Below are 22945 nucleotides of genomic sequence, written 5' to 3' on the forward strand. Positions count from 1 at the left end.
CTTCCCCCCGGCGTGGGCCGTTACTTACTCATGGTGGCGATGTTAAAGACCTGCTCAAGCATCGGATTAAAGGTGAAGCCTTTGACCTCTTTGTTCATCGCCAGCTGGTAGTTCTTCTGGAACAGATAAACGTAAGCCGCCTCGTCAATCACCACTTTCTGCGCCTGCTGGTAATCTTTGGTGCGTTCCGCCTGATCGGTGGTTTTCAGTGCCGCCTGCAACAATGCATCGACCTCTTTGTTCTCATAGAATGAGCGGTTACCCGGCAGCCCTTTTTTGTCCGATTCGAACCAGTAGTTCATGAACATGTACGGGTCAGCGAAGTCCGGGCTCCAGTTACCAATCGCAATGTCATAATCACCTTTGCCGACGCGGTCGCGCATGGTGGCGTTCGCCAGTTTCTCGAGCTTGACGTTAATCCCCAGCTTGCCCAGGCTCGCCTGCGTGGAGAGGGCGATAGGCTCCCAGTTCGGGTCGTTATCGGAGTAGAGGAACGTCAGGCTGGCCGGTTTATCGTTGACTTTCTCCAGCGCCGCTTTGGCCTTAGCCTCGTCAAAGCTGTACTGCATGGCGTTCGTATCGAAGCCCCACATGCCCTCCGGGATCGGGCCGCGCATCTGCTTGCCGTTCCCGCTGAGAATGCCTTTCACCATCCCCTGATAATCGGTGGCCCAGGAGACCGCGCGGCGCAAATCCACCTGATTCATCGGAGGCTTACTGTTGTTCAGATAGAGGTAGGTCACCCGCAGGGACGGGTATTCCGCCACGGCCACTTTGCCTTCCTGCTTCAGAGCGGCAAGCTGATCCACCGGCAGGGCGTCGGCGATATCCAGATCGCCACGGGAAAGTTGCAGGCGACGCGAGGCGCTTTCACCGATAATCTTCACCGAGACGCGCTTGAAGTGCGGCTTTTCACCCGGCCAGTGTGGGTTGGGCACCATCACCAGCTGCTGACCTTTCCGCCAGCTTTTCAGCATAAACGGTCCGGAACCCGCGGTGTTTTGCGCCAGGAAACCGCGCGCGTCGTCGGCGGCATTGGCTTTCAGGACCGCCGGGTTGACGATCGACGCGCCGTCATTGGCCAGCGTGTAGAGGAACGGGGCGAACGGCTGGCTGAGGGTGAATTTCACCGTATGCTCATCCACCGCGTCCACTTTCAAATCTTTCGGGAACGCTTCGGAAGGTCCCTGATTAATTTTCAGCAGACGTTCAAACGACAGCTTGACCGCTTCGGCGGTCACCGGCGTGCCGTCCGAAAATTTTGCATTATCTGCCAGGGTGAACGTCCACTCTTTCTGGTCGTCAGACGCCTTCCAGCCCGTCGACAGATCGCCTTCCACCTCCGTGGTGCCAGGCTTGTATTTCACCAGACGCTGGTACGAGGGGTAGGTCACCGTCCAGTCGTTGTTATCGATAGTGACCGCCGGATCCAGCGTTTGCGGATCGGCAGCTTTCCCAATCACCAGCATATCTTTTGGCACCGCCGCCAGCGCGAGAGGGGCGCTCAGGGCGAGCGTAGCGGCAATCAGGGTTGTAAGCAGCGTAGTTTTCATGGCCGGGCTCCAGAATTAGAGTGAGTATGTGGTCGGATAACAGGCGAACTGGTCATCTAACAGCGGGTAGCTGGCGGCGTTCGGCAGTTCGAAATGCCACCACTCGCTGCTGATGCCCACAAAACCGCCGCCGTACATCACGGCGTTCAGGAGCAGACGATTTCGCTGCGCCTCGGGCGGAACGGAAGGGTGCCAGGCATGAGAACGGTCGTGCATTTCGTCAAACCCGGCGCCCATATCCAGCACGTTGTCGTGTTCATCCATCAGCGTGACGTCAATGGCGGTGCCCCGGCTGTGGTTAGAGCCAATTGCGACATCCACCACGTATTCCGGATTGGGGCAGGCATCCCAGAGTTGCGACTGCGCCTGCTGGGGGCGGTAGGCGTCGTAAACCACCAGCTTCAGACCGGCCAGCGCGGCGATGCTGATCGCTTTCGCCAGCGCGGTGGCGGCATCCGTATGCAACAGGCACGCGGCGTGCTGGTAGATCGGGCGGCCAGTGATGTTATCGGCGGTCGCGTATTTCAGATCGATATGCAGCGTGGGAAAGGTTTTCGCCACATCAATCAGTTGACTCTCTTCAGGCATAGCTCCGCTCCTTTAGCGTTCAAATTGACCAAACTCTTGCTGTAGTTGTCGGTTGATTGCCAGACGTTCCGGCAGCGCATCGCCCAGCGCCTCCACAACGCCCGACAGCAGCAGGTTGAAGAGACAGCTCACCGGTGCCAGCGAATCCCAGAAATGGCCGGTATCGGTCTTCACCTGGAGCAAATCAATCGGGTAATCCCGCGCCCACGGGCACCAGATATCGGTGATCAGCGCCATCGCCAGGCCTTTTTCGCTCGCCACGCGGCAGTACTGGCGGGCAATGGCGGAGTAGGCGCGGGTATCCGTCAGCACGATATACGGGTTAGAAAAGCCGGAGTTAAGCGACTCCACCCAGCTACCGGAGAGCCCTTCGGAATAGCTCACCCGCGGGCGCAGATACTCAAGATGGCTGAAGAACGCATTGGCGATCCCGCGCGTGGACTGGATCCCCAGCACGAAGACGGCGTCGGCATGGGTAAGTTGCTGGACCACCTGCCTGAACGTTTCGCTTTGCGCCAGCTGGTAGACATGGGCAATGGCGTCCACCTCCAGCGACAGGGAGTGCTGAAGGCGATCCGACAGCGGCTGTTGCTGCTTCCAGGAGTCGAGACGCTCGTTAATGCCCCAGGGCTGGTGGGGATTGCGCAGGCTTTTTTTGGCGTCGTCCAGGTTGCGATAGCCCAGCTTGCGCAGAAAGCGTCCGACGGTGATCCCGCTGGTTGCCGTGGCCAGCGCCACGCTCTCTGCCGTTTCAAAGGGGATCTGCCCGACGTGCGCCAGCATCCAGCTTGCCACCCGTTTTTCGCTCGGGGTGAGCTGGCTAAAGGTCGCTTCGATACGGCTCAACACCTCAGGTTTGGTCGTCATACCGCCTCGCTGTTAACTGGCTGTCAAAGGCCGGGTTTCTGTTACCGGATTAACAATGCAGGACGCGTGCCATGTTCACATTGCGGCGAAAACGCGCTGTGCAGCAAAGTTAATGCAATATTTGTTTAACAGATGCTCAACATTTGTGCAGCGTAGTTCACTTTTGGTGCAGTGTCCGGCCTGAGCGGTATCTATTTGGTGAATACGTCAGCCTCTTCACATTTTTTGGTAAGATGAACGCTCTGTGGATAAGGGAGGGAGCCTCACATGGCGAATTTGCCCTGGCGGGTCAGCGTGCGCCTGATGGCTCTCGCAAAAAAAATAGCGATGGTCATCGGGATCATTGTGCTCGTGCTGCTGGCGGTGCGGGTTTATCTTTCGCAGCAGGGGCCGGCCTTGCATCACTGGCACACCTGGCGGGCTGACGAAATGTCCGTGCAGGAGATGGATAACGCGACCTTCGCAGCGTATGTCGCGCGGGAAAACGCCATCTTCACCGCTCTCGACGCTGAGGTGACGGCGAATGTCACACCCGCAGAGCGCACGCCGCTGAACCGTTATTACCGCCAGAGCCTGGTGTGGCCAGGACACTTTTCCCCGGATGCAAACCGGTCGTTCGTGCTGATGCCTGCCGGAAAGCCGCGCGGGGCGGTGGTATTGCTACACGGTCTGACGGATTCGCCCTACAGCGTCAGGCATCTGGCTGTGAATTATCAACAGCACGGCTTTGTGGCCGTAGTGCCTCGTTTGCCCGGACACGGCACGGCGCCGGGCGCGCTGACAGACGTTGACTGGGAGGCTTGGCTGGCCGCATCGCGCCTTGCGGTTCGTGAAGCGACACGCCTGACGGGGAACGATCTCCCCCTGCATCTGGTGGGCTACTCCAACGGCGGGGCGCTGGCGATGAAATACGCCCTCGACGCTCTTGATGCGCCTGAACTGCGTAAACCTCAGCAGATCGTTTTGCTCTCACCGATGATTGGCGTCACGGCGTTTGCGCGCTTTGCCGGATTCGCCGGGCTACCGGCCATGTTACCGGCGTTTGCCAAAGCCGCGTGGCTCAATATTTCGCCGGAATATAATCCTTATAAATACAATTCGTTCCCGGTGAATGCAGCACGTCAGTCCTGGCTGCTTACCCAGGCGCTGCATGAGCAGATAAACCGCGATGTTCATGATCACAAACTGGCGCAGCTTCCGCCGGTGCTGGCGTTTCAGTCGGTCATGGATTCAACGGTCAGTACCCGCGCCGTGGTCAGCGGGCTGTTTGACCAGCTTCCGGCAAACGGCAGCGAACTGGTAGTTTTTGATATCAACCAGGCCGGGAGTTTCCGTCCACTGTTCAGGCCATCATCCTGGACGGCGGTGGCTGACCTGCTGCCCGAGGCAAAAAGGCGTTACAGTGTCACAATTGTGACCAATGCCAGCCCCGACAGGTTTGATATGGTGGCAAAGACGACGCCAGCGGGTAGCACCCGGGAAACGGTGATGCCGCTGTCGGTCGCGTATCCGCAGGAGGTTTATTCCCTGTCGCATGTTGCTATTCCGTTCCCGCCTGATGACGATCTGTATGGCCGCCATCCTGAGGTGAAAAACCACTACGGTATCAGCCTGGGGACGATAGCCCTGTGGGGAGAAACATCGGTTCTGAGCGTTGGCAAAGATGCGCTGATGCGCGTGACGTCGAATCCGTTCTACGATTATATGCAGACGCGGATCGACAGCCGTATCGGGGAGAATTAAGCCCAACGTGGAATAGATTAGGTCACACCGGGGAACTGTGTTAAACAGTACCGTTCAGGCGTATACCCCATACCGGACCCCGTTTCTGTGCTGACAACTCTTATTTATCGAAGCCAGCTGAGCTTAACCTGCACCTCCGCAGCGTTAAGCGCGCTGGTTGAACAGGCCAGGATCCGTAATACGGAGCAGGGCATCTCAGGCATTCTTCTCTCCCGTGGACGTGACGTTCTGCAAATTCTCGAAGGCACGGAACAGAGCGTCGTCGCGCTTTTTAACACCATCCGTGCGGATGACCGGCATACCGGCGTGGTGGAGCTGATGCGCGATTACGGCCCGCGCAGACGTTTCGAAGACGTGGGAATGCTGCTGTTTGACCTGGATGTTCAGACCCCGAAAGCGGTTCTGGCGTCGGTTCTGCATTACAGCAAGCTGGAAAGCTATCTGACTTCTGAGGATCGGGTCTTCAAATTTATTCAGACCTTTATCACCGGCAAAACCGCTATCCCACCCGCTTCGGACTATGAGCCTGATAAATGGACGCTTTCGCGAGAGCGCGCGCCGTTTGGTAAAGGGTTAGGTCTGCTGGCGGGACAGCCCTGCCAGTTTGCGCTGCAACCCATTGTCGAGCCGTCCGAAGGCAAAATCAGTTCTCTCGAAGCGCTTATACGCGGAAACGACGGCGGCAGCCCGGAGCATTTCTTCCGTAGTCTCGATCGTGAACAGATTTACGAAGTCGACCTGCAAACCAAAGCCTGGACCTTTGCGCTGGCGCAAAAGCTCGGCATCGGCAGCCACAAACTGGCGGTGAACCTGCTGCCAATGTCGCTGGTTAACGTGCCGGGCGCGGTAGAGTTCCTGGTAACGCAGATCAAAAAGCACAATCTACAGCCAGAGCAGGTGATCATTGAAGTCACTGAGAGCGAGATGATCTCTGGCTTCAACCAGTTTAACAGCGCCATTAAACAGCTGCGCGCGGAAGGGGTTGGGCTGGCGATAGATGATTTTGGTTCCGGCTATGCTGGTCTTTCACTGCTCACCCGGTTTCAGCCGGATAAGCTCAAAATCGACAGAGAGATCGTCAGCGATATCCACCTGAGCGGGCCCAAGCAGGCGATTGTGAAGTCGATAATCAGCTGCTGCACCGATCTGGAGATTACGCTGGTCGCAGAAGGCATTGAGAAGATAGAAGAGTGGTGCTGGCTTGAATCCGCCGGTATTCGCCGCTTCCAGGGCTTTTTGTTCGCCCGCCCGCAGCTCAATGGCGTAGGTGATATCCACTGGCCCCATCGGGTGGGTTAAGCAAATTTTCCCTCGCCATATTTCCCCGACACCCTGCCTGTGCTTAAATAGCTAAACCGGTTTAACATGATTTAGCTAAGAAGGTGATATGGAGACGATCTGGGTACTTGGCGATGCCGTGGTGGATCTGTTGCCCGACGGAGAGGGCAAACTGCTGCAATGTCCTGGCGGCGCACCGGCCAATGTCGCGGTAGGGGTTGCGCGTCTGGGCGGCAGAAGCGCCTTTATAGGCCGGGTGGGCGACGACCCCTTCGGGCGTTTTATGCAAAAAACGCTTGCGGATGAGCAGGTTAATACAGAATGGCTGCGCCTGGACCCGCAGCATCGCACCTCCACGGTGGTGGTGGATCTCGATAACGACGGTGAACGTTCCTTTACCTTTATGGTTCGACCGAGCGCTGATTTATTCCTCGACTCTGCCGATCTCCCGCCATTCCGCGCCGGGGAGTGGCTGCACGTCTGCTCTATCGCGCTCAGCGCCGAACCCAGCCGTTCCGCGACGTTTCAGGCGATGTCCGCTATCAGACTGGCGGGGGGATTCGTCAGCTTTGACCCCAATATCCGCGCCGATCTCTGGCACGATGAAGTCGTGCTGCGTCAGTGTCTTGAGCGGGCATTAGCCTGTGCAGATGTGGTGAAAATCTCGGTGGAAGAACTGGCGTTCTTAACCGGAAATGCGCAGGTCCATGAGGGGCTGGCGGCGCTGATGCGCACCTGTCCGGCCAGGCTGGTGCTGGTGACGCAGGGAAAAGAGGGCGTCACCGCCTGGCAGAAAGGTGCGTTGACGCACTATCCTGCATCACCCGTGGAATGCATTGATACCACCGGCGCGGGGGATGCTTTCGTCGCCGGGCTGCTGTTCGGTCTGGCTCGTGATGGCCAGGCCCGTCTCTCAGAGGTCATCACGCTGGCGCAGCGCTGTGGGGCGCTGGCGACAACCGCAAAAGGGGCAATGACCGCGCTGCCTTATCATCACGAACTGTAATTCACCTCTCCAGGCCTCCGGTCGGCGGCCTGAATTGTCGCCTCGATCACACTTACTAAAACGGTTTAGCAAAAAACGTTGCCGATTCAAAATTCAACGGTTTAGTATCATCATCCTAAACCGGTTTAGCAATTTAGCACTTTCACCGATAGTTATTAGGGATGCGACAAAATGTATAAAAAACGCAGACTTGCCGTGATGATAGGCATGCTGGCCGGGAGTACCTCTGTTTTTGCCCAGACGGATATGACACGTATCGAAGCGCGCCTGGCAGCGCTGGAGCAGCGTTTGCAGGAGGCGGAAACCCGCGCGCAGGTTGCTGAAAAGCGCGCAACGGCAGCGGAACAGAAAACACAGCAGTTGGTGGCTGCGCAGCAGGAAGCGCAGACCTCCACACAGGCGGTGGCGCAACGTACTACGGTGCTGGAAGAAAAAGCCGACCGGACAGGCGGTTTTGAATTTCACGGTTACGCCCGTTCCGGCCTGCTGATGAACGACGCGGCCTCCAGCAGCAAAAGCGGCCCTTATCTGACGCCCGCCGGGGAAACGGGCGGGGCCATCGGGCGTCTGGGGAACGAAGCTGATACCTACGTTGAGCTGAATGTTGAGCACAAACAGACCCTGGAGAATGGTGCGACGACGCGCTTTAAGGCGATGCTGGCCGACGGTCAGAAAACCTATAACGACTGGTCGGCAGACAGCAGCGACCTGAACATTCGTCAGGCCTTTGCCGAGCTGGGCAATTTGCCGGACTTTACCGGTGCGCTGAAGGGCAGTACCTTCTGGGCGGGTAAGCGTTTTGATCGCGACAACTTCGACATTCACTGGCTGGATTCCGACGTGGTGTTTCTCGCCGGGACCGGCGGCGGCGTCTACGACGTGAAGTGGAACGATACGCTGCGCAGTAACTTCTCCCTTTATGGCCGTAACTTCGGCAGCGAAGAGGAGATCGACAACAACGTTCAGAACTACATCCTCAGCATGAATCACTTCGCCGGGCCGGTGCAGATGATGGTCAGCGGCTTACGGGCAAAAGATAATGACGACCGTAAGGACAGCAACGGCGATCCGATTAAAACCGACGCGGCCAATAACGGGGTACATGCGCTGGTTGGTCTGCATAACGAGAGCTTCTACGGCCTGCGGGAAGGTTCCGCCAAAACGGCGCTGCTTTACGGCCACGGTCTGGGCGCCGAGGTGAAAAGCATTGGTTCAGACGGCGCGCTGCTGTCAGAAGCCGATACCTGGCGTTTTGCAAGTTACGGTGTCACGCCGCTGGGCGGTGGCTGGCACATTGCGCCCGCCGTGCTGGCGCAAAGCAGTAAGGACCGCTACGTGAAGGGCGACAGCTATGAGTGGGTCACGCTCAATACGCGTCTGATCAAAGAGGTGACCCAGAATTTCGCCCTCGCGTTCGAAGGCAGCTATCAGTACATGGATTTAAGCCCGGAAGGCTACAAGGATCGCAATGCGGTTAACGGTAGCTTCTATAAGCTGACCTTCGCCCCGACGTTAAAGGCGGGCAAAATTGGCGATTTCTTCAGCCGTCCGGAGCTGCGCCTGTTCGCCACCTGGATGGACTGGAGCAGCAAGCTGGATAACTACGCCAGCGATGACGCCTTTGGCAGCAGCGGCTTCAACGCGGGCGGGGAATGGAACTTTGGGGTGCAGATGGAAACCTGGTTTTAACCCTTCACGCTCCCGCATCGCGGGGGCGTTTCGAACACCATAAAAAGAGGTCAGGAAGAGGTATCTATGGATTTTAATCATATTGCGCGCGAGCTTATTCCGCTGCTCGGTGGCAAAGAGAACATTGCCAGCGCGGCACATTGCGCCACGCGCCTTCGTCTGGTGCTGGTCGATGATGCGCTTGCCGACCAGCAGGCTATCGGCAAGGTTGAAGGCGTGAAAGGCTGTTTTCGAAACGCCGGGCAGATGCAGGTGATCTTCGGCACCGGGGTGGTGAATAAGGTTTACGCCGCGTTTATTCAGGCGGCAGAGATTAGCGAGTCCAGTAAATCGGAAGCGGCGGATATTGCGGCCCGCAAGCTGAACCCGTTCCAGCGTATCGCGCGTCTGCTCTCCAACATCTTCGTGCCGATTATCCCGGCGATCGTGGCCTCGGGTCTGCTGATGGGCCTGCTGGGGATGGTTAAAACCTACGGCTGGGTTAATCCGGATAACGCGCTCTATATCATGCTGGATATGTGCAGCTCGGCGGCGTTTATTATTCTGCCGATCCTGATTGGTTTCACCGCCGCGCGGGAGTTTGGCGGCAACCCGTATCTGGGGGCAACGCTCGGCGGCATCCTGACTCATCCGGCGCTGACCAACGCCTGGGGCGTAGCGTCCGGCTTCCACACCATGAACTTCTTCGGTCTTGAAATCGCCATGATTGGCTATCAGGGAACCGTCTTCCCGGTGCTGCTGGCGGTGTGGTTTATGAGCATTGTGGAAAAACAGCTGCGCCGGGCGATCCCGGATGCGTTAGATCTGATCCTGACGCCGTTCCTGACCGTCATTATCTCCGGCTTCATTGCGCTATTGATTATTGGCCCGGCGGGACGCGCGCTGGGCGACGGGATCTCCTTCATTCTTAGCACCCTGATTGCCCACGCGGGCTGGCTGGCCGGGCTGCTGTTTGGTGGGCTCTATTCGGTGATTGTCATTACCGGCATTCACCACAGCTTCCACGCCATTGAGGCCGGACTGCTGGGTAATCCGTCGATTGGCGTTAACTTCCTGCTGCCGATCTGGGCGATGGCGAACGTGGCGCAGGGCGGGGCGTGTCTGGCGGTGTGGTTCAAAACCCGCGATGCCAAAATCAAAGCCATTACCTTACCGTCGGCGTTTTCCGCGATGCTGGGCATCACCGAAGCGGCAATTTTTGGCATCAACCTGCGTTTTGTGAAGCCGTTTATCGCGGCGCTGATCGGTGGTGCGGCGGGCGGTGCCTGGGTGGTGTCGGTGCATGTCTACATGACCGCCGTTGGCCTGACGGCGCTTCCCGGCATGGCGATTGTCCAGGCCAGCTCGCTGCTCAACTATATTATCGGCATGGTGATTGCCTTTGGTGTGGCGTTCACCGTCTCTCTGCTGCTGAAATATAAAACGGACTCTGAATAATGACCTTATCTTCCCGCTGGCCTGCCGTGTTGCAGGCCGTTATGCAAGGCCAGCCGCGTGCGCTGGCGGACAGCCACTATCCGCAGTGGCATCCCGCGCCGGTGACAGGGCTGATGAACGATCCGAACGGGTTTATCTGGTTTGCCGAGCGCTACCATCTGTTTTATCAGTGGAACCCGCTGGGCTGCGATCATCGCTACAAGTGTTGGGGGCACTGGAGCTCAGCAGATCTGGTGCACTGGCAGCACGAGCCAATGGCGCTGATGCCTGACGAAGAGTATGACCGCAATGGCTGTTACTCCGGCAGCGCCGTGGATAACAACGGCGTGCTGACCCTGTGCTATACCGGCAACGTTAAGTTTGACGATGGCGGCCGCACCGCCTGGCAGTGTCTGGCGGTGCAAAATGACGATGGCACGTTTGCCAAACTGGGACCGGTGTTGCCCCTGCCGGACGGGTACACCGGGCACGTCCGCGATCCGAAAGTATGGTGGCATGACGGGCTGTGGTACATGGTGCTCGGCGCGCAGGATCGACAGCAGCGCGGCAAGGTGCTGCTGTTTACGTCAGCCGATTTACACACCTGGGCGTCCTGCGGCGAAATCGCCGGTCACGGCGTCAACGGACTCACGGACGCGGGCTATATGTGGGAGTGCCCGGATCTGTTTGAGCTTGATGGCACACACGTCTTGATCTGCTGCCCGCAGGGGCTGGCGCGCGAACCGCATCGCTATCTCAACACCTATCCGGCCGTCTGGATGCGTGGGGCATTTGATTATCAAACGCCTGCATTTGCGCACGGCGAGCTGCATGAGCTTGACGCCGGTTTCGAATTTTACGCGCCGCAAACCACGGTGGCAGAAGATGGCCGCCGCATCCTCATCGGCTGGATGGGCGTGCCGGACGGCGAAGAGATGCTCCAGCCTACGCGGGCGCACGGCTGGATCCACCAGATGACCTGTCCTCGCGAGCTGCGCTACCTCGACGGTAAGCTCTGGCAAACCCCGGTCCGTGAGCTGGAAACGCTGCGCGAGGATGAACATCTCTGGCAGGGACGCGCCAGCGATGCCCCGGTGCTGGCGGGAGCGCGTCTTGAGTTCGAACTGAGCGCATCGAGCATGAACGTGGATTTTGCCGGCGCGTTGCGGCTGATTGTGGATGATGAGGGGATCCGTCTGGAACGCGCCAGTCTGAAAACCACAGACACACTGACCCGCTACTGGCAGGGCAATGTTCATCATTTACGCGTGCTGTGCGACTGTTCCAGCGTCGAAATTTTCATCAATCACGGTGAAGGCGTCATGAGCAGCCGCTATTTTCCTGACCATCCGGCCCAGGTACGCTTCGAAGGTGCGTCCGATATCACATTACGCTACTGGTCGCTGCGCAGCTGCATGATAGAATAGAGGTTTTGGCAGCCGGATCTAAGTCGTTGTGAGAAAAACAAAACGCGTCACCATTAAAGATATCGCGGAGCTCGCGGGGGTATCAAAAGCCACCGCCAGCCTGGTTCTGAACGGCCGCAGCAAAGAGTTTCGGGTGGCGGAGGAGACACGCGAGCGTGTGCTGGCGATTGCCAAAGAACATCATTATCAGCCCAGCATTCACGCCCGTTCGCTGCGGGACAACCGCAGCCACACCATTGGTCTGGTGGTGCCGGAAATCACCAACTACGGGTTTGCCGTTTTTTCTCATGAGCTGGAGACCCTCTGCCGCGAGGCGGGTGTTCAGCTGCTGATCTCCTGTAGCGATGAAAATCCGGGCCAGGAGACGGTGGTGGTTAATAACATGGTGGCCCGCCAGGTGGACGGGCTGATTGTCGCCTCCAGCATGCTCAACGACGCGGACTATCAAAAGCTGAGCGAACAGTTGCCCGTTGTACTCTTTGACCGTCATATGAACGACAGTTCTCTGCCGCTGGTTCTCACCGATTCAATTACCCCAACCGCCACACTGGTGGCCGACATTGCGCGCCAGCATCCGGATGAGTTCTACTTCCTCGGCGGTCAGCCGCGGCTTTCCCCGACGCGTGACCGTCTTGAAGGGTTTAAGCAGGGGCTGCGTGACGCTGGCGTCGAGTTACGTCCGGAGTGGATCATTCATGGTAATTACCATCCGAGCTCCGGCTACGAAATGTTTGCCGAGCTTTGCGCACGCCTGGGCCGCCCGCCAAAAGCCCTTTTTACCGCCGCCTGCGGTCTGCTGGAAGGGGTGTTGCGCTATATGGGGCAACATAATCTGCTGCAAAGCGATATGCGTCTGGCCAGCTTTGACGATCACTATCTCTATGATTCTCTGACCATTCCTGTCGATACCGTTCGTCAGGATAACCGCCAGCTCGCCTGGCACTGCTTTGATCTGATTGGCAAACTGATTGAAGGGGAAACGCCGGAGCCGATCCAGCGTAAGCTGGATGCCACCCTGCAACGGCGATACAAGTCCGTGGAGTGACAGGGTAACGTCTTAGGGTGACATCAATAACTTTAATTAATTAAAGATTGGATTCAGCCGATAACCAAAGGGAAATTATATCCCTGAGGTGTGTTATGTCGTTGAAAAAATCATCCCTGATTATCCTGTTTTCCCTGCTTTTCTTCTTTGTGGCCAGCACTATCACCAGCGTTGGGCTCATCATTAAAAGTAATACTTCGCTGGATAATGTGAACAAAGAAATTCAGGTGGTTCTGTCCATTATTGATCCCATTAACCACAGCCGAACCCTGCGGGTCAGGGTTATGGAGTATGTGAAAATGGTGGAAGCGGGGGACGCTACCGATCTGTCTGCGAAACTGGCCTCGGTTAAAGAGGCGCTGACCAAAGCCGATAGTGCATTTTCGGCGTTTATGGCCTCGCCGCGTTTGCCGGACGAAGCCCCGCTGGTCACTGCCTACCAGGAGGCGTGGCAAAACTACCGTAACCAGGGACTGGCGCCTCTCATCGCCGCTGCCGCCGCTCACGATGTGTCGCGGTTCAACGCTCTTATTCCCGTGGTGTCTCAACTCGATCGCCAATATGAAATTGTGCTCGATCAGGTTCTCTCCGTTCACCAGAAGTACGCCAAAACGCTGAACGAGGATGCGAGCCATAATTTCGTGTCGGGTCTGGTTATTATCGCCTGCATTGCGGTGCTGTTCGTGGTGGTGATCTTCGCCGTCAGCCTGCTGATGAAACGCGTGGTCTTTGCGCCGGTGAACCTGGCGCGCGAGCACTGTCGCCAGATTGCGGCCGGGAAGCTGGACGTACCGGTACCGATCAAGCGTGATTCCGGGAATGAAATCAATCACCTGATGTCCTCGATGGAGCAGATGCGCCAGGCGCTGCTCTCCACCATTTCTCAGGTGCGCGACGCAAGCCACACCGTGACGCATGCGGCGCAGGAAATTGCCTCCGGCAATATCGACCTGGCCTCCCGTACCGAGCAACAGGCTTCGGCCCTGACCCAGACGGCCGCCAGCATGGAAGAGCTGAGCGCGACGGTGGCGAATAACACCGACAACGTTTTCCAGGCCGGTAAGCTGGTGCAGGATGCCGTGAAAAATGCCCATACCGGTGAAGCGGTAACCCGTGAAGTCATCGAAACGATGAATTCTATCGCGTCCAATTCGAAGCGTATTGAAGACATCACCAGCGTCATCAACAGCATTGCTTTCCAGACTAATATTCTGGCGCTAAACGCGGCCGTTGAAGCGGCGCGTGCTGGCGCGCAGGGGCGAGGATTTGCCGTGGTAGCAAGTGAAGTGCGCACCCTGGCACAAAAAAGCGCGGTGGCGGCGAAAGATATCGAAAGCCTTATCGCCCAGTCTGTTTCCAGCGTGAAAAATGGTGCACAACTGGTGAATCGTTCGGGAGAGGTGATTGATTCTATTATCAGCTCTGTTAATAAAGTGCATACGCTGATGGAACAGATTTCGGTTGCCTCAGAAGAGCAGAGCCGCGGGATTGGTCAGGTTGGGCAGGCCGTAACGGAGATGGACGGTGTGACCCAGCAGAACGCGGCGCTGGTGCAGCAATCCGCCGCCGCCGCGGCCTCGCTGGAGGAGCAGGCGCAGCAGCTGTCCCAGAGTATCTCGAGCTTTAGTCTGCCTGCTACGGCGTGATGTTCAGAGAGGCTCCTGAGGGAGCCTTTTTAATGTCTGCATGTAGCCGCTGCATAATCTCCTTCAGCCATTACTGTTATCCGTACAAAGCCGCTATGACATAAATTTTATCTTTCCCCGGCAATATTTCTGTTCCTCATCCGTCTACCTCATCAGAGACCATAATCATTCAACATAAACGAGGTACACATGAGAAATTTTGATATGCACGGAAAAGGTCACGGGCGTGGTTTGGGCCGCCATCGTATGGGTAAGGGCATCGTGATTGGCGCAGTCCTGTTCGTGGTGCTTGGCCTGCTGGTCATGTCCCTGTGGAACGCGTTGCTCCCGGCCATCCTGGGGGTTAAAGCCATTGGCTTCTGGCAGGCGCTGGGGATCCTGCTGCTGAGCCGCATTCTTTTCGGTGGGCTGGGTTTCCGTCCTGGTATGTTCGGTGCGCACCGCCGTATGCACGAACAATGGATGAATATGAGCCCCGAACAACGTGAGGCCTTCATTCAGCAGCGTCGGGCGGGATTTGGGCGCCACGGTCATTGCCGGTGGCACGATGGCCGGGATGAAAAGCGAGATGATAACGGTGCGAAAGCGCCGGAAGCCGAGTGAGCGATATGAAAGCCGGTGAGGCGGGGGAATCATTACTGATCTCGGCACTCAATGCCTGCCGCGCGCGGCTAAAAGCCTTCATTCGCGGACGGACTGCGGTTCGTGATGATGTCGATGATATTCTTCAGGAAGTGACCTGGCAGTTGATGAAAGTGGAACAACCGGTCGAGAACGTCGCCGCCTGGCTGTTTCGCGCCGCACGAAATGAGATGATCGACCGGGCGCGAAAAAAGCACGAGGTTTCACTGCCGGGGTACCTGACAGCAGATGACGAAGACTTTCCTGAGCAGGAGATTGCAGAAACGTTATTCGGCGTACCGCAAACGCCGGAGGAGGAGTATCTCAACATGCTGCTATGGGAGGAGTTGGGGCAAGCCCTGTCGGAACTGCCGCCACCTCAGCGCGAGGTGTTTGAAAAAACGGAATTTGAGGGCTACAGCATGAAGATGCTGGCAGAGGAAACAGGCGACAGTGTGCAGGCGTTATTATCCCGCAAACACAAAGCCGTGCGATTTTTGCGTAGTCGCCTCAAGGATATTTATGAAGCGTTGACAGGACAATAAACTTCGACCACTCTGAAAAACAATATCTTAGAGGGGTCGTTATGCTTCAACGGTTAGCAAAGAAAAAGGTGCTGTTACTCTCTGCTCTGATGGTTTCAGGGCTGGTCAGGGCAGAGGAGTCGCTTCCGGATGTGGTGAAGCACTTCAGTGAACAGCAGGACATCAAAATCATCAAGAAAATTGACGCCCCCGGCGGCGCGCCAGCGTGGCTGGGGAAATATCAGGACATGGGCGTGACGCTCTTTCTGACCCCTGACGGAAAGCACGTCGTGTCTGGCTATCTGTATGATGAGAAGGGAACCAACCTCAGCGAGGCCTTTTTCCAGAAAGAGATCTACGCCCCGATGGGCCGCGAGATGTGGAAAAAGCTCAATGCGGCGCATCCCCTGAAAGAGGGCGCGGAGAGTGCCCCGCGCAAAGTCTTCGTCTTTGCCGACCCGTTCTGCCCGTACTGCAAGCAGTTCTGGGCTGAAGCGCAGCCGTGGGTGAAGGCTGGCAAGGTTCAGCTCAATACGCTGCTGGTTGCATTTCTTAACCCGAACAGCGGGCGTAACGCCTCCGCGATCCTGAATGCGAAAGATCCGGTGTCGGCCTGGAAAACGTACGAGCTGTCCGGCGGGAAAAAGCTGCCGAAACCTGAAGCTGCGGCTTCCCGGGAAACCGTTGAGATCCTGCAAAATCACCAGACGCTAATGGACAGTCTCGGCGCGAATGCCACACCGGCTATTTATTACCTGAATGAGCAAAACGAACTGCAACAGGTCGTGGGTATGCCAGACGCAAAACAGCTTGAGGCGATGTTCGGGCCGAAGCCGTAAAAGAAAGGCAGAAACAGAACGTTTCTGCCTTTTTTCAGTCAATTACCCCAGCGTCCCCGGAGGTAATTTACCGCCTCCTGCGTCTGCGGCTGGTTAAGATAGTCTTCACGGAACAGGATGGTGCCCTTAACGTCTGGCAGTGAATCGTTGAGGTCGAGCTGTTTTTTCAGCTCCGGTACGCCGCCGTTCACCGTCCAGTCCGGTTCGTTTCTGGAAGGCGCGCCCACTTTGTAGAACGCGATCCCGATATACAGGCGGGTATGGGTCGGTTTCACCACGTCAGCCCACCATTTTGTCAGCACATCGTAACGTGCCGCGTCGCGGGCGAAGGGCCAGTAGATCTGCGGCGCAATGTAATCCAGTAAACCCTGCTGTACCCATTTGCGCGTGTCAGCGTAGGATTCATCATAGGCTGCGGCACCGCGCGTGTCCGAGCCTGCCGGGTCGAAGGAGCGATTGCGCCAGACCCCCGCCGGGCTAACGCCAAATTCGATCTCAGGTTTAGCCTGCTTGATCGCCCTTGAAACCTGCACAATCAACTGCTGCGTATTGTGTCGACGCCAGTCCGCTTTTGACGCAAATCCTTCGCCATAGCGCCTGAAGGTCCAGGCATCATTCAGGGTGGACCCCGGCGTCTCGGTGTAAAAATAGTCATCGAACTGAACGCCGTCGACAGGGTAGTGATTTACCACTTCCATCACCACCTGGGTTATCCAGTCCCGCACGTCGGGAATGCCCGGGTCGAGAACAAAACGATCCCCCGAGGTGCGGATCCACTCCGGATGCTGGACGTACACGCTGGAAGGATGAAGCGACGAGGTGCGATTAAGCGCGGCGATGGTCGACGGCTTCGTGTTGGTGGAAACGCGGTACGGGTTAAACCAGGCATGAACCTTCATCCCGCGCTTGTGCGCTTCATCCAGCATAAACTGAAGCGGATCGTAACCGGGATCTTCCCCGATAGTCCCCGTCAGGGTATCTGACCAGGGCAGTATTTTAGAGGCCCACAGCGCCGTACTGTCCGGTTTTACCTGAAAGAAGACGGTGTTGATCCCAAGTTTTTTCAGCTTATCGAGCTTGTCCGTCAGCGCCCGCTGTTGCTGGGCGATACGCTGGTCCGCGCTACGGCCATTCACCGATGACACGGGAGGCCAGTCGAGACGGGAGACGGTCGCCAGCCAGATCCCGCGCATGGGTTCGTTAGTCTGCTGTAGAGGTTTCGCCTGCGGCAGCGGGGTAACGAGTGATTTGGGTGGTTTGGAAGTGCAACTTACCAGTAAAAGCGCGCAGCCAAGCAGCGCGCCAGTCCGTTTTACGTGTCGCATCATTTGCGTGTTAGCTCCTGGGTGTCCGGCTATCCGTCCAGGGATTAAACGCCGGTTCGTCCTGTTCCCCGTTACCGTCATCGTGAAGAGAGTCGAGGTAGAGGGCTTCAACTTCCGCCCGCGCCCATGGGGTGCGGCGCAGGAACTTCAGACTCGATTTAACACTCGGGTCCTTGCGAAAACAGTTGATTTTGATTCGGTTGCCCAGTTCATTCCAGCCATATCGCGCAACCAGCGCGTTTACCTGCATTTCGAGGGTGACGCCATGCAAAGGATCGTTGGAAATATGTGCTGTCATAGGCGTCCGGTAGTCTCATTTTTTATGGGGATGTGATAAACGCTCAAAGGTTACAAGAAAGCAGGGGACGCGGCAATTTCAGCGTGAGGTTCTTCACCCGTGAAGGGTGAAGAAGATTTTCCGGTTAACGCTATTTTTTAAACAGTTCAGGCGCCCACGGCGTCGGGTCTACCTCCATAAAGGGCGCACGCTCAAAGCGGGACTTCAGCGCCCAGGGCACCGTACAGTCGAAAATCGTTTTGCAGGTGATCCCGTTGCCACGAATGGAGGGGCTGTAGTCCGGCGTCTGAGACGGATCGAGCTGGTGTCCGCGGATCCCCGGCAGATGGGTGATGCTGACATCGCCCTGCATACGGGTGGTCATCGCCCACAGGATGTCGTCGCTGTCGAAAATATCCACATCTTCGTCGACGAGAATAATGTTTTTAAGCTCGGAATAGGTGGCTAACGCGATGAGTGCCGCCTGACCCTGACGCCCTTCGTCAGAGGGCTGGCGTTTTTTCACCTGCAATACGCCAAGAAACTTGCCGCCGCCAGCGGTATGCGCATAGACGTTTTGCAGAAAACCGGGGATGGCTTCTTCCACCGCATTACGGATGCTGGCCTCCGTTGGCAAACCGGCCAGCGTGGTGTGCTCCTCGCCCGGTCCTACCAGGGTTTGCAGGATCGCCTGATGACGCATCGTGACGGCCTTCACTTTGATTACCGGTAAGGAGGGGTTAGCCTCCCCGCAGTAGCCGGGAAATTCCGGCATCGCGTGCCCGGTGTGGGTATGCTGATCTTCTTCTACACGCACGCCCGGCAGCAGTTCGCCTTCGATGATAATTTCCGCACGCGCTATCGCTTTTTCATTTACGGCCACACCCTGCACCAGCTCTACGGGGGTCTGACGTAACGCGCCGGCGACCCCCAACTCGTTGTAGCCGAAGGGCGTGGTAGGGGCTTCGAAACAGGCGCCAATATAGATAGCGGGATCGAGACCCATATTGATCGTGACCGGCAACGGTTTGCCCGCCTCCTCGGCTTTCTTACGGAACACTTCAATATGGCGGCCTGCGGCAAGGAACATGGAGAGCTCATCGCGCTCCTGCACGCAGAGACGGTGAATAGTGACATCGGTCAGTGAGGCATCTTCCGGATCGCTTGCCAGCACCAGCCCCAGACAGAAGAACGGACCGGCATCTATCGGCGTGTTGGTCGGTGCCGGAAGCAATTTACGCAGATCGAAGTCCGGATCGTCGGCATAAAACACCTGTTCCTGACACGGCGCCTGTGCCGCCGGAACCACAACGGGAGCAATCGGGTTTTTCACGGCCTGGCCGACATGTTTTGCCAGTTCAGAGGGCTCGCAGCCCAACAGGAGCGCCGCCCGCTCGCGGCTGGCGTGCATTCCGACCAGAATACGGGAGTCGGGATATCCCTTAATAGCGTTAAACATCATCGCCGGGCCAATGCGCGTCGGACGTTTTACCGTGCCGCCAGCACCAATATGCCGGTACACACCCGCCAGCTCCGCGTCAGGATCGACAGGATGGCTGGTTTCAAGGTATTGACCTTCATGGCGTTTGAGCAGTTCGATAGCACTTCTGAGATCGTTGATGTGGTTTTTCATATTTCCCTCCTCGGATGAAGGCTTCCATTCTTAACCGGACGAAGAGGGCTATCAATTGCATCATTTATGCTATTTTAATATGAATTTTATTATCAATAATAAAGACATGGTATGCAGTTTCGACTGATGCGCAATTTTATCGTGGTGGCGGAAGAGCTTCACATGCATCGGGCGGCGGAGCGCCTTAACATGGCGCAGCCAGCGCTGAGCCAGCAGATAAAAACGCTTGAAGATCGTCTTGGGGTCTTGCTCTTTAGCCGGGCGAATCGTCGCCTGACGCTGACGCCAGCCGGTGAGGCATTTCTCAGTAAAGCCAGAGTCGCGATTTTAATGACCGATCAGGCGATTCTGGATGCCAGACAGACGGCCAGAGGGGAACAGGGCGTGCTGAATCTCGGATGTGTTTCAAGTGCGATATTCGACAGTAAGCTACCCGCCGCGCTGCGGCTTTTACATGAGAAATGGCCCGCCATCAGCCTTTCCATGATCACGGGTAACGTGCAAACCCTTTATACCGGCGTGCAAAGCAACCAGCTGGATGTGGCCATTATTCGTGCCCCGTTACCGCTATTGCCTGACGATCTACAAAGCCGTCCATTTACAACGGAAAAGGCCGTGCTGGCCTTACCTCGTCAACACAGCCTGGCGGGCTCCGCCGCGCTGACGCTTGCGTCGGTGAAAGAGGAGAAGTGGATCGCCCTGCGCGACCCGGAGGGGATGGGGCTGGAGCAATATTTCTACGATGCCTGCCACAGCGCGGGCATACAGCCTGACGTTGTGCAAAATGCCACCGATGTCCCCACGGTGATAAGCCTCGTCTCGGCAGGGTTTGGCATCGCCATGCTGCCCGCCTCAGCGAAGGCGATATGTGTACAAAACGTCGTCTTTGTGGATATTCTTGACCGACTCCGGGAGAGCGAGCTGACGCTGGTTTGCCACCGGATTATTCGCTCTGAGGTACTGAAAAAATTGATGAGTATCCTCGATCACACCTGACGTCCGGCGGCCTGAAGAAGCTGTTCACGTAGCCAGCGGTTAGCCGGATCCTGGCTGTTTTTCGGGTGCCAGTACATACCGATGACGATCGGCGGGAGATCCAGCGGCGGCGGAAAAATATCAAGCGTTTGCGTGAACCGTAGCAACATGCGTCTGGGTAGGGTGCAGAGCAAATCGGTACCGGCAACAATCGCAGGCGCCATCGCATAGCTTTGCGTCGACATCACCACGTTACGCTGGTGGCCAAGCCCCGCCAGATGCTGATCGACAAAGCCCGCGAACGGGTCGCCCTCGGATGAAACCACCAGGTGGGAAAGGCTGCAATAGCTTTCCAGATCCATCGGCCCCGTACCGCGCGGATGGCCTTTACGCTGGGCGGTGGCATATTCATCGTCAAACAGCTTGCGTCTGACCCATGCATCGTGCGCCCCCGCGTTAACGCCGACATAAATATCCACATCGCCATTTTCCATCTGCGCTGGCAGCAGCGGGGTTTCCGGGAGCGAAAACGCAGGCGGATGCCTGGTGCTGCGCTGCTAATCTGATTCTGCAACTCTGCCCCCAGCATCAGCGCCGGGTTCTCGTGCAGGGCAATCACAAAGGTGCGGGTGCTGTTATGCGCGTTGAACGTGGTGGGTTCAAGCATCGCCGGCTGGCTGATGCCCAGCCGCGCGGCGGCATGGGTGATATTCTGATCCCTGAGTAACGCATCCAGCGTCAGGATCAGGTCCATATCCATATCGGAGGAGGGCATCTTATTGTGCGTCATAGCTTGCTGCCGTTGTTCAACAGGGAAGGTTAGCCATTGCCAGAAAAGCAGTCACTGCATTACCTGGCTCCTGCATGCGGCTGATCATGACCAGATTTGCGGTCAACGCCTGAGCATTCAGGTTGCGGTAAATCAGTCCGGGTATTTGCACCTGTTGCAGGGGGGCGGGAACCAGCGCCAGACCGAGCCCGGCTGCGGCAAATGCCAGAACGCTTAGCGTACTGTTTGAACGATGTGCCACGCAAAAACCATCCCCGAGCTGCTGCGCCAGCAGCACAGTCAGATTTTCATTGGCGTCATGCGCGTCGTACAGGACCAGGGGATGACCGGCGAGCATTTCAACGGAGAGGTGCGGATGGATGGCTAAGGGATGATCGTCACACATTGCGATTATCATCTCCCAGTTTCCGGTTTTCTGCACCCTGATCTGCGGATCGGCTGTCGTACTGTTATCCGGTGTATAACCGACATCAATATGCCCTGCGAGGATCGCAGCTACCTGTTTCTGGGGAGCGATTTCCTGAATGGTGACTTCTGCATCCGGATGGGTTTTACGGAAGCGACGTACATCGGTAATCATTTTGCCACTAAAAATGGCGTTCCCGGCAAAACCGACCCGTACACGTCCTGTCTCTCCCCGTATCGCACGCTGGACTGCCAGACGCGTGTGTTCCATCTGTTCCAGCATCAGTCTGGCTTCGCTGAGAAGAAGCGATCCGGCCTCAGTAAGTTCCACACGACGGCTGGAGCGGATAAACAGCGGACCGCCTAACTCGGTTTCAAGGGCTTTAATCTGCATGCTGAGCGCAGGCTGAACAATATTGAGTCGCTCAGCCGCGCGTCCAAAATGCTCTTCTTCTGCAACAGCCAAAAAATAGCGTAAGTGCCGGAGTTCCATTGCCACCCTGACTCATCATTAAAAATGATTGTTTAGTAAAATATATATATTTGAGTATAAACCGCTTCACGGCCAAACTGAACGCATCAACTCATACAGGAATCAAACAATGCAAACTCACCAACTGCAAGACCGTCAGGATCTTAACGACCTCATGAATGGCTGGATGCACCGCGACCTGGGCGAATGGGAGCAGCTGCGTAATCTTTTTCATCCGGACGGCACAATCGAAATTACGTGGTTCGAAGGGCTCGCGAGCGATTTTGTCGAGGGTTCCATGCGTATGGGCGCTTCAGATTTGCGCACAAAACATATGATTGGCTCGCCCGTCGTCACTTTTAACGACCGCGGCGACAAAGCGATTCTTGAAACCAATGCGATGATCATCGCTGAGAATATAAAACTTAATATTGGATGCGAATGCCACAATCGTTTCTACGATCTGGCAGAAAAGAGAGAGGGCGTATGGAAGCTGTTCCATCGTCAGAGCATCTACGACATGGGTATTTTCACCTTTCCTCTGGGCCCGGTTGAGATTGATTCAAAAATTGCTGCCAACTATCCGCGGGAATATGCCGCGCTAGCTTATCTGCTGGAACAAAGCGGTTTTCCCCTCGGCCGCGTATTTGCCACGCGTGACAGTGAACTAGAAGCGAATATGAAAGCGAACGCAAAAAAATGGCTGGCTGTCTGACAGGTTGAGCGCAGGGCCGAACAGATTTCGCCGGCTGGTTAATACCCGGCCGCGGGGCCCTGGGCGTGAGATAGCGGTCCCAGGTTGAAATATTTAGCCTGGGACGCAGAG

At 56.7% G+C, this 22945-nt stretch carries 20 protein-coding genes and 1 pseudogene; 13 read left to right on the top strand and 8 right to left on the bottom strand.

Going from position 1 to position 22945, the window contains the following annotated elements; genetic code table 11:
• Positions 1 to 20: 20 nt before the first annotated feature.
• Genes SK58_RS12890 through SK58_RS12900 form a run of 3 tightly spaced genes read right to left on the bottom strand, consistent with a single transcriptional unit; the run spans position 21 to position 3008 of the window.
• Positions 21 to 1553, bottom strand: a complete 1533-nt coding sequence (locus SK58_RS12890; RefSeq protein WP_015570494.1) for an ABC transporter substrate-binding protein — start codon at positions 1551 to 1553, stop codon at positions 21 to 23.
• Positions 1554 to 1568: 15 nt separating this feature from the next.
• A complete protein-coding gene (gene ddpX, locus SK58_RS12895) occupies positions 1569 to 2141 on the bottom strand; it encodes a D-alanyl-D-alanine dipeptidase (protein ID WP_015570495.1) in 573 nt (190 codons plus the stop codon).
• A 12-nt stretch (positions 2142 to 2153) separates the two neighbouring features.
• Positions 2154 to 3008 carry a MurR/RpiR family transcriptional regulator gene (locus SK58_RS12900; protein WP_015570496.1) on the bottom strand — a complete coding sequence of 285 codons (855 nt, stop codon included), beginning with the start codon at positions 3006 to 3008 and terminating at the stop codon, positions 2154 to 2156.
• Between the two features lie 267 nt (positions 3009 to 3275).
• Between SK58_RS12900 and SK58_RS12905 the strand changes: the two genes are divergently transcribed.
• From SK58_RS12905 to dsbG, 11 genes are all read left to right on the top strand, one after another.
• On the top strand, positions 3276 to 4751 hold the full coding sequence (locus SK58_RS12905; protein WP_048220024.1) for an alpha/beta hydrolase: 1476 nt from the start codon (positions 3276 to 3278) through the stop codon (positions 4749 to 4751).
• Positions 4752 to 4838: 87 nt separating this feature from the next.
• Positions 4839 to 6050 carry a diguanylate phosphodiesterase gene (locus tag SK58_RS12910; RefSeq protein WP_023303762.1) on the top strand — a complete coding sequence of 404 codons (1212 nt, stop codon included), beginning with the start codon at positions 4839 to 4841 and terminating at the stop codon, positions 6048 to 6050.
• A gap of 88 nt (positions 6051 to 6138) precedes the next feature.
• Positions 6139 to 7035 carry an aminoimidazole riboside kinase gene (locus tag SK58_RS12915; protein WP_023303761.1) on the top strand — a complete coding sequence of 299 codons (897 nt, stop codon included), beginning with the start codon at positions 6139 to 6141 and terminating at the stop codon, positions 7033 to 7035.
• A 171-nt stretch (positions 7036 to 7206) separates the two neighbouring features.
• Positions 7207 to 8724 carry a carbohydrate porin gene (locus SK58_RS12920; protein ID WP_023303760.1) on the top strand — a complete coding sequence of 506 codons (1518 nt, stop codon included), beginning with the start codon at positions 7207 to 7209 and terminating at the stop codon, positions 8722 to 8724.
• A 66-nt stretch (positions 8725 to 8790) separates the two neighbouring features.
• Entirely contained in the window at positions 8791 to 10161 is a 1371-nt protein-coding gene (locus tag SK58_RS12925) for a sucrose-specific PTS transporter subunit IIBC (protein ID WP_017382323.1), read from the top strand.
• Entirely contained in the window at positions 10161 to 11567 is a 1407-nt protein-coding gene (locus SK58_RS12930; RefSeq protein ID WP_048220026.1) for a sucrose-6-phosphate hydrolase, read from the top strand. The genes SK58_RS12925 and SK58_RS12930 overlap by 1 nt, the downstream gene beginning before the upstream one ends.
• 28 nt (positions 11568 to 11595) lie before the next feature.
• A complete protein-coding gene (locus SK58_RS12935; protein ID WP_048220028.1) occupies positions 11596 to 12612 on the top strand; it encodes a LacI family DNA-binding transcriptional regulator in 1017 nt (338 codons plus the stop codon).
• 95 nt (positions 12613 to 12707) lie between these two features.
• Positions 12708 to 14258, top strand: coding sequence for a methyl-accepting chemotaxis protein (locus tag SK58_RS12940; protein ID WP_048220029.1), 1551 nt, complete (start codon positions 12708 to 12710; stop codon positions 14256 to 14258).
• Positions 14259 to 14447: 189 nt separating this feature from the next.
• Complete coding sequence (locus SK58_RS12945; RefSeq protein ID WP_015570500.1) at positions 14448 to 14861, top strand: hypothetical protein; 414 nt, start codon at positions 14448 to 14450, stop codon at positions 14859 to 14861.
• A 5-nt stretch (positions 14862 to 14866) separates the two neighbouring features.
• Positions 14867 to 15424: an RNA polymerase sigma factor gene (locus tag SK58_RS12950; RefSeq protein ID WP_023296645.1), complete on the top strand. Its 558-nt coding sequence runs from the start codon at positions 14867 to 14869 to the stop codon at positions 15422 to 15424.
• A 41-nt stretch (positions 15425 to 15465) separates the two neighbouring features.
• Positions 15466 to 16242 carry a thiol:disulfide interchange protein DsbG gene (gene dsbG / locus SK58_RS12955; RefSeq protein WP_015570501.1) on the top strand — a complete coding sequence of 259 codons (777 nt, stop codon included), beginning with the start codon at positions 15466 to 15468 and terminating at the stop codon, positions 16240 to 16242.
• A gap of 38 nt (positions 16243 to 16280) precedes the next feature.
• Here dsbG and SK58_RS12960 read toward each other — a convergent pair whose 3' ends face one another.
• From SK58_RS12960 to SK58_RS12970, 3 genes are all read right to left on the bottom strand, one after another.
• Positions 16281 to 17570, bottom strand: coding sequence for a glycoside hydrolase family 10-like protein (locus SK58_RS12960; RefSeq protein WP_045142147.1), 1290 nt, complete (start codon positions 17568 to 17570; stop codon positions 16281 to 16283).
• A 7-nt stretch (positions 17571 to 17577) separates the two neighbouring features.
• Positions 17578 to 17865 (bottom strand): VF530 family protein, encoded by a 288-nt coding sequence (locus tag SK58_RS12965; protein ID WP_000123965.1) that lies wholly within the window; start codon positions 17863 to 17865, stop codon positions 17578 to 17580.
• A 130-nt stretch (positions 17866 to 17995) separates the two neighbouring features.
• Positions 17996 to 19477, bottom strand: coding sequence for a UbiD family decarboxylase (locus SK58_RS12970; protein ID WP_045334891.1), 1482 nt, complete (start codon positions 19475 to 19477; stop codon positions 17996 to 17998).
• Positions 19478 to 19588: 111 nt separating this feature from the next.
• Here SK58_RS12970 and SK58_RS12975 point away from each other — a divergent pair, with 111 nt between their 5' ends.
• Positions 19589 to 20473, top strand: a complete 885-nt coding sequence (locus SK58_RS12975; RefSeq protein WP_045616480.1) for a LysR substrate-binding domain-containing protein — start codon at positions 19589 to 19591, stop codon at positions 20471 to 20473.
• Here SK58_RS12975 and SK58_RS12980 read toward each other — a convergent pair.
• Both SK58_RS12980 and SK58_RS12985 read right to left on the bottom strand, forming a co-directional pair.
• Positions 20464 to 21119 (bottom strand): annotated as a pseudogene (locus tag SK58_RS12980) (LysR substrate-binding domain-containing protein). The gene SK58_RS12975 and the pseudogene SK58_RS12980 overlap by 10 nt on opposite strands.
• Positions 21120 to 21258: 139 nt before the next feature.
• Positions 21259 to 22140, bottom strand: a complete 882-nt coding sequence (locus SK58_RS12985; RefSeq protein ID WP_045334886.1) for a LysR substrate-binding domain-containing protein — start codon at positions 22138 to 22140, stop codon at positions 21259 to 21261.
• Positions 22141 to 22249: 109 nt separating this feature from the next.
• Here SK58_RS12985 and SK58_RS12990 point away from each other — a divergent pair, with 109 nt between their 5' ends.
• Positions 22250 to 22834: a nuclear transport factor 2 family protein gene (locus SK58_RS12990; RefSeq protein WP_015570507.1), complete on the top strand. Its 585-nt coding sequence runs from the start codon at positions 22250 to 22252 to the stop codon at positions 22832 to 22834.
• The last annotated feature ends 111 nt before the right edge of the window (positions 22835 to 22945 follow it).

This window comes from Enterobacter sp. BIDMC93 (genome assembly GCF_001037805.1).
Lineage (GTDB): Bacteria > Pseudomonadota > Gammaproteobacteria > Enterobacterales > Enterobacteriaceae > Enterobacter > Enterobacter hormaechei_C.